The sequence below is a fragment of the Calothrix sp. CBUCES-K 9914 genome, from assembly GCF_059640475.1.
Genome location: NZ_JBXXZH010000350.1, coordinates 1 through 7,628, shown reverse-complemented (window position 1 = coordinate 7,628; position 7,628 = coordinate 1). Strand labels below are relative to the sequence as shown.

Genomic DNA, 7,628 nt, shown 5'->3' with positions numbered 1-7,628 from the left:
TTGCATCGGCGCCTGCCAACAAAGCTGAAGCGTTTCTTACCTATTGGTGGTGGTATTGCTCATTGAAAGACGGCCACATTAAAACTGTTGTAGGCGCCTAGCTATTACTTAAAGGTGCATAGCCAAATGTCGCATTAAACTGACGACACCAAATAGCAACCGATTTAAAATCTGCCAACTGAACGTTTTCGGGTATTGCGTAACGCTGAACACCATTTGTCTTTTGTAAACGAGCAAGCTGCACATAATCTTTTTCTTTTATACCGTCAGGGACTGTGGCGTTACGATGCAAAATCACATATAAATCTGGTCCATTATCAGTTTTAAACTCTTCGTTAAATTCAACGAAGCGTTTTCCATTTTGATTCACAATACGGGCGTTGCCTTGAGTTGGATGTTCTGCGGCTCTAAAACTTCCAATTGCTGTACTAGCATTTGATGTTGATGTTGTGTCACGTTGAGGCACCTCTACATTGCCAGGGTTAGTACTTACTTCGTTTGCACAACTTCCCATTAAGGCCGCAACGGCACCAACAATAACTAAATTATATTTCATATCCGCTCTTTGAAGTCATATAACTTGAATTTAAACCTTTTAGCGTCAGACAAGATGAGTACAAGTTGAGAATTTGCTTAAGTTTTATGTCTATGATTTCAGCCTGCTTTAATCAAACGTTCAACTGTATCGGTTATTGTAGCAGTGTAATCACATTTTACTCCCGCAGTCCGGCACCGAACACGCAAGCGCAGCACTTATTTACGTGTTTACACTTAAAATAATTATGTAATTGTTAATTATTATTAAGATGGCAAGGTGCGAATAGCTCGCATCACTACCCATCAATAACAAAGTGTTGGGCAAAACATTTAAATCAAACAAAGAGTAAAAATGTCAGTATCGCACTTAAAACCAAAATCTCGATGGAGCAGCAGGCAACTGCGAACAGCAACGCTGATGCTAGTTGGTATCCTAACTATTTCAGGGATAGTAGTTGCAGGTTGGTTTGCAGGTGAACACCGCATTAGCCAAATCTTTGAGCAAGTAAATAACTTGCAGCAACATCCACCAATGTGGTTGCAAGTTCCAATGGTGACGGGTGAATATCTACTGGCGCCGACGGTAGTATTGTTTATAGTGGTGCTAGCTGTAATGCGAGTTTCTCCACAACCGCGCGTTTGGTCTCGACGTATTGTAGTCGGAATTTTAATTATATTGACTTTGCGATACGTCACTTGGCGCAGCTTATCTACACTCAACCTAGTCAACCCGTTGAACGGTGTGTTTAGCTTGGGACTTTTCGTGTTAGAGATGGTAATGGTAGTTAGCACCACGATTCAATTATTTTTGATGCTTAACGTCAAAGACCGCAAGCGTGCAGCTGATATAAAATCCCTTGCAGTTATTGATGGCAGCTTTAATCCGACTGTTGATATCCTTATTCCTACCTACTCAGAACCAACTTTCATACTAAGACGTACTATAATTGGTTGCCAAGCTTTAGATTATCCCAACAAGAAAATATATTTGCTCGATGATACACGGCGCCCAGAAATGGCAGAATTAGCAGCAGAACTACGGTGTGAGTATATAACCCGACCCGACAACCGTCATGCCAAAGCTGGAAATGTAAACCATGCACTCACAAAAACGGAGGGTGAGTTAATTGTAATCTTTGATGCTGATTTTATACCAACCACTAATTTTCTTACCCGTACCGTTGGCTTTTTTCAAGATAGTAACATTGCTCTCGTCCAAACACCGCAAAGCTTTTACAACGCTGACCCAATTGCTCGCAATCTCGGCTTAGAAAATATCCTAATATCCGAAGAAGAAGTATTTTATCGACAAATCCAACCAATTCGTGACGGTGCAGACAGCGTGGTTTGTGCTGGAACTTCGTTTGTAGTACGTCGTAGTGCATTGTTAGAAACAGGTGGGTTTGTCACCGAATCTTTAAGCGAAGACTATTTTACAGGTATTCGTCTCTCTGCAAGTGGATACCGTTTAATTTACCTTGATGAAAAACTCAGCGCTGGTTTAGCAGCAGAAAACATCGTTGCTCACGCTACACAAAGATTACGCTGGGCAAGAGGAACGCTACAAGGATTTTTCATTACATCGAATCCGCTAACAATTCCCGGACTTAGTATCATTCAAAGACTCGCGCATTTAGAAGGGTTACTACATTGGTTCACTAGTATCTCGCGCGTATATTTTCTCATTATGCCCTTAATGTACTCGTTTTTGGGAGTTATTCCAATCAAAGCCACTCCAGCAGAGTTAATGTATTTTTTCTTGCCTTATTATTTAGTAAATTTAGCAGTATTTGCTTGGTTAAACAATCACGCACGCTCTGCCCTTCTCTCAGATATATACTCTTTAGTATTGTGTTTTCCCTTAGCATTAACAGTTATCCAAGTTATGCTAAATCCTTTCTCCAAGGGTTTTAAAGTAACACCCAAAGGTATAGTCAACAATAGTTACGCATTTAATTGGAAACTAGCTTCACCATTAATTGTATTATTTATTGCCACCGCTATAAGTTTATGGCGTAATTTAGGCATGTGTATGATACATGGAGTATGGGCTAAGGAAGTTGATAATACACTTAAAGGTATTGGTTTAGGTTGGCTATGGAGTACATATAACCTGATCATGATTGGTATTGCCTTATTAGTACTCCTTGATGCACCCAAACCAGATATTTACGAATGGTTTGATTTACGAAGAGTCGTCAAACTAACTATTGGGGACAATCAAACATTATGGGGTGTAACTACAATTATTTCAGAAGCAGGCGCCGAAATTGCCTTAACTCAAAGCTTACTTGACTTACCAGCAAACAGCACAGTACATCTAGAAATAGCAGAAGAATACCTACAACTCGGCGCCGAAATAGTCCAAACAGGCTTTAACGAAGAGTACCCTACCATTAGAGTTAAATATACATCACTCACTTTAACGCAACATCGCCACATCGTTAAAATGCTTTTTTGTCGTCCCGGACAGTGGAAGCGTAATAAAACACCCGGAGAATTTCAATCATTCTTATTAATCTTCAAAATTCTTCTGAAACCGAGAATTTTATTTGATCGAAACATTGACGTTAGTCCAGTAGCAGTAGCAAAAGTTTAAGACAACTCTTGTAGAACAGGTATCCTGCCTGTTCTATTTTATACAAAATTGTTTCTATAAGCGAGCATAAAAGCTAAAATGATATCATAGATTCAACACTTGATATTATGACATTTCGCTTCCTTGAACTTGATTCAGCTTAAAAAAAGCCATAAATAAAACTTTTTACAAGCAGTCTTTCAGCGAAGTAACCTAACATGATTAGAAATTTCCCCCTCTCCTAAAAGGATACCGCTGGCGATTCGGGGGTGGCGCCCTTTATTTCACGAAAACAGGCGTGTAGAGACGCGATTAATCGCGTCTCTACATCTTCGGAAACAACGCAAAATCGTAATACTGAGGGGTTAGACCTACCATTCGCCAGCAGTATCCTTTTAGGAGAGGGGTTAGGGGGAGAGGTAACATTCTTGGTAACTATTTAAATGTAATCGTTTTGATTTACAGAAGCTACATTGGTATCGTTTTTCTCAGACTCGGCGCCCTCTGAACCCTTAGAACTATCTTCACTAACAAATTCTGCATCTTGAGTAAACTTGGTTGAGTTTTTGACAGAACCAGTTACATTAGAAGCAGTAGTTCTAACAGTATCAGTAGTACTTCTAACGGTATCATTAACGTCAACAACCGTATTCCTGACTTTACTTACTGATGTGTTGACAGTATTATTAACGTCTTCGGCTGTATTTTTGATAATATCGCCGACATCTTTTGTTGTATCGCTAACACCTGTTGCTACAGTATTAATGGTTTCACCGATTGATTTGAATGTTTCGTTAAAACTGTGCGCCGTGTATCTGGCGACGTTAGTTACACCTTTTATTGTCTGATTAATTTTCTCCCCAACCCCTTTCATTGCTAATGTACCCGCAACCGCACCAACAGTGGCGCCAATTATGGTTCCCACAGCAATTTTTGATAACTCATTATTACGTGTGTTATTAGCTTTATCAGCATCACTAAGTACATAAGTCTCAGTCAATGCACTACCTGTATTTATACCCTCGCTTTCAGGAGGTAACAATTGCTGATTAGTGTTCATAATAATCTCCTCATAATCAAATATTTATCTTGTGAAATATCTTGTGGATGAAATATCTTGTGGGGTGGGCATCCTTACCCGCCCCAGTATTGCCCATTCCACTCAACAATCATCAAAACCTATTCAAAAGTCGCTCTATCAGTACGGTTGATTTCTTCTTCTAGTGAGTCCATATCAATAGAAGCTGAAGCTGTCCGCGCGTCAAAGTCTGAAACTGGACTCATGTAAACAGAGGCAGAGCTGGTATCGCTGATAGGATTAGTTTGCACACTGCTTGTTTTACTACCTGTGTAAGCACTTCCAGTGTATTGATTACTTGCAGGCGCGGATGTTGATTGTTGCGCTTGATACTTGAATGTGTCAGTTGCATATTGCACCGACTGATTCAAATTATCAGCAGTACCTTGTACGTTGTCTGCTCCACTTTTAACTGCTTGGCTAACAGCTTCTGCTGTATTCTGTACAGCATCAGCACCTGCTTTCACAACTTGATTTACACCCTCTGCGGTATTCTGTACAGCATCCATTGTGCCTGCTGCTACTTGTGAGGCGCTGTCAGCAACACCTTTTGCTGTATCTACTGCACCACCAACAACAGCCTGAGTTGTACCTTCAGCTACACTTTGTACTGCTTGTCCCAAACCTTGACCTGTTTGGAGTAAACCAGAACCAATTGTTTTGGCTGCTTCGCCAACTCCTTGAACTGCGTGCCCAAAACCTTGAGCAATTCTTTTACCAGCAAATGCAGCAGCTAATGACCCTAAAGTACCACCTATAAGTCCACCGAGTAGTACTCTGCTTAATGTGTCACTTTTCTCTTTATCTGATGGACTTTTTGCATTTATATTTGCCGAACCAGAATTACCATACTGTTGATTTGATTGACCGTATGGCTGATTTGATTGACCGTATTGCTGACTTGGCTGTGCGTATGGGTGATTTGATTGACCGTATTGGCTGCGGTCATCATAATTTTGTCTGTAACCTATGTTCGCATCGGCGCCTGTTTGATAAGACTGATTATCGCGTTGTTCGTAGTTTGGACTGCTGCTCTCAACCATATTACTCAATTCCCTGTTAAATTAACATTTGCTTTATACTCCTAATCTACCTATTAAAAATTACAAATTAACCTTTCTATTGGCAGAAGAAATTATTTATTATAATACGTCTATAGCCAGAGAATATTAAGTTTTATAACTCTAATTTTTAAAGAAAAAATTATATTTTTTAGATAAAAAGTAGATTATTAAAGTTAATTGTATAGCATTATTATATGAGTTGTAAAAAATTATATACGTAGAGACGCGATTAATCGCGTCTCTACCGGAGCGCGAATTTTACAAATGATTTAGGACTGCTATATTCATAAAAATATCAAATAAAAAACCTCTCTTCAGAGAGGCTTGGCTATGAACTCTTAACAAAACTTGGTTTCTCTAAATTACATCCGCTCTTTCTTATTAGCAATTGGGCGCCCTTCGGAGTCAACGTCTAATTCTTCACGACGAACAGTCTCTTGAGTTTCTACAGTTTCTTGATCGACAACTTTTTTAACTCGCACTTCTTCTCTGACAACCGCTTCTTTACGAACATCAGCGACTTCTTCGTATATTTCAACATGTGCAACTTCTCCAGAACGGAAAGCTGTTGCATCTGAAACAACTTGACCCACATTAGATGGAGTTACTCGTTCAACGACAACTCGTTCTTTTTCAACTGGTACAGAAACTCTTGCTGTCTCGGTTTCAACGTGCTTACCAATTGTTACTTCTCCTGCTTTACGACGCTGTTTATTTGCAACCAACCGCTCTTCGTAAAGCTTGAAGGTTTGGTCTGAGTGTGTATCTGTATTGTATAAGTCTGTATCTTGCGAGTAGTTGTATGTATCACGGTCGTAAGTCGGAATACTCGCACTGCTTCCAACCGCAGCAGAAGTATTAAGAGGCGCGGAGGATTCTAGTGCTGGACGATACACTCCACGTACTTGTTCTTCGTAGTCATAATCAAGTACTGTACCTTCCTTATATTCAGGTAAATCTTCTGCTTGCTGCTTAGTTAATATGGTATATACACGGTCTTGAGCGGAATTAATATTAGTACGGCCCAATGGTAACAATACTTTTTTACCAAAAATCCAGAAACCTACATCAACGATCAAGTAACGAAACTGACCGTTGTCATCAACCAAGACATCACTTACTGTACCAACCTTATCTTCTGTTCCTTGCGTATAAACACTCATTCCTTTTATATCATTACCTTGAATGGTGTTACGGTAGTCAGTGTCAAAATCGCTAATTTTATGAAGTGTCATTATTTATTTCCTTTTTCTAACGTCAACTCTTAAGTTAAAAACTGAATCACCTATTATCATCTTTCTTTAGGATGAGTTGCCTTATTATTTATGCTGCTTTCATTGTGTACTAAATTTATATGTAAGGTTCTGCTAAAGGCTTTATTCATAAGGGTTTTAGTCATAAAGAAAACATAGGTTTAGCTTAAATGTGACTAGTCACTAGCATAAAGTAATACTGTGACTATTTTCTTACATTAAATGTATGTTAAGAAAGTTTAAATATTAGAAATTATATTATATAAACCAAGCTTATTGCAAAAAAATGATTAAAAAACTCGGTTTATAGTAATTTGCAATTAATAATAAATTTGTTCTTAATTGTGCTGTCTTTCATTTTTGTGGTATTTATTTCATCACAGAGTAGAGACGCTCCGGTTCTAAGCGTCTCTACTTAAAATTAGGGTTTGGCGCCATCTTATAGGGAATCTTTAATATCGTTTTGTAGACTAGTAAGTGTAATGCTATAGCGGTTACTAGTCACATGAGGTACAGATTAAATTAATAAAAATCTTGTGGAGCGGGCATAGAAAGCCCGCCCTTGTGTACTTCATCAGAATGGGAACCACTATATACCAGCGGTATACAATTTCACTATTTTACTCTCGAAAAAATAAAAAGATGCTACCAAGACGAAAGCTTTATGTAATTATCGTTGCCTTTTTGTCCACTGTGTATTTTTGTATTTTTGGTTTATACCGGGCAATTGCAACTGAATTTCAAAACTATTATTTAATATCTTTAAACCAGCACAGTCATCTATGCAGCAATAAAAATATAGGTAGCGAATTAGAGCCTGTAAATAGTCAAGTATTATCTGGCGCCGAAATCTTATTTAAAATAAAATCGTCTGAAACGTTCTCTCTGCCAGCGGCGCCTTTACCAAAAATACATGCCACAGCCAAAAATTCCAAAATCCCTGTAATGATGTACCATGATATTATCTTGGAAAAGAAGGTAATTTATGATTTAACACCGCAAGAATTAAGTAAGCATTTTGAACTAATGAAAGCGTCTAAAATGACTCCTATAAGCGTTAATAAACTAATAGCGCACTTGCGGACAGGAAGTCCACTACCAAAAAAACCTATCTTACT

At 38.6% G+C, this 7,628-nt stretch carries 6 protein-coding genes and 1 pseudogene; 3 read left to right on the top strand and 4 right to left on the bottom strand.

The genetic code is table 11. The features are described from left to right. Positions 1-97 precede the first annotated feature (97 nt). Positions 98-556: a DM13 domain-containing protein gene (locus tag AC2JBO_RS40890; protein ID WP_496959351.1), complete on the bottom strand. Its 459-nt coding sequence runs from the start codon at positions 554-556 to the stop codon at positions 98-100. A gap of 333 nt (positions 557-889) precedes the next feature. Here AC2JBO_RS40890 and AC2JBO_RS40885 point away from each other — a divergent pair, with 333 nt between their 5' ends. Then, entirely contained in the window at positions 890-3,136 is a 2,247-nt protein-coding gene (locus AC2JBO_RS40885; RefSeq protein WP_496959350.1) for a glycosyltransferase family 2 protein, read from the top strand. A gap of 248 nt (positions 3,137-3,384) precedes the next feature. Beyond that, on the top strand, positions 3,385-3,558 hold the full coding sequence (locus tag AC2JBO_RS40880; protein WP_496959349.1) for a hypothetical protein: 174 nt from the start codon (positions 3,385-3,387) through the stop codon (positions 3,556-3,558). Here AC2JBO_RS40880 and AC2JBO_RS40875 read toward each other — a convergent pair. From AC2JBO_RS40875 to AC2JBO_RS40865, 3 genes are all read right to left on the bottom strand, one after another. Continuing rightward, a complete protein-coding gene (locus tag AC2JBO_RS40875; protein ID WP_496959348.1) occupies positions 3,555-4,175 on the bottom strand; it encodes a hypothetical protein in 621 nt (206 codons plus the stop codon). The genes AC2JBO_RS40880 and AC2JBO_RS40875 overlap by 4 nt on opposite strands. A 119-nt stretch (positions 4,176-4,294) precedes the next feature. After that, positions 4,295-5,236 carry a hypothetical protein gene (locus AC2JBO_RS40870; RefSeq protein ID WP_496959347.1) on the bottom strand — a complete coding sequence of 314 codons (942 nt, stop codon included), beginning with the start codon at positions 5,234-5,236 and terminating at the stop codon, positions 4,295-4,297. Positions 5,237-5,619: 383 nt separating this feature from the next. Continuing rightward, entirely contained in the window at positions 5,620-6,492 is an 873-nt protein-coding gene (locus AC2JBO_RS40865) for a DUF2382 domain-containing protein (RefSeq protein ID WP_496959346.1), read from the bottom strand. 660 nt (positions 6,493-7,152) lie between these two features. Between AC2JBO_RS40865 and AC2JBO_RS40860 the strand changes: the two are divergent. Then, a pseudogene (locus tag AC2JBO_RS40860) lies at positions 7,153-7,628 on the top strand (hypothetical protein); the annotation flags it as partial.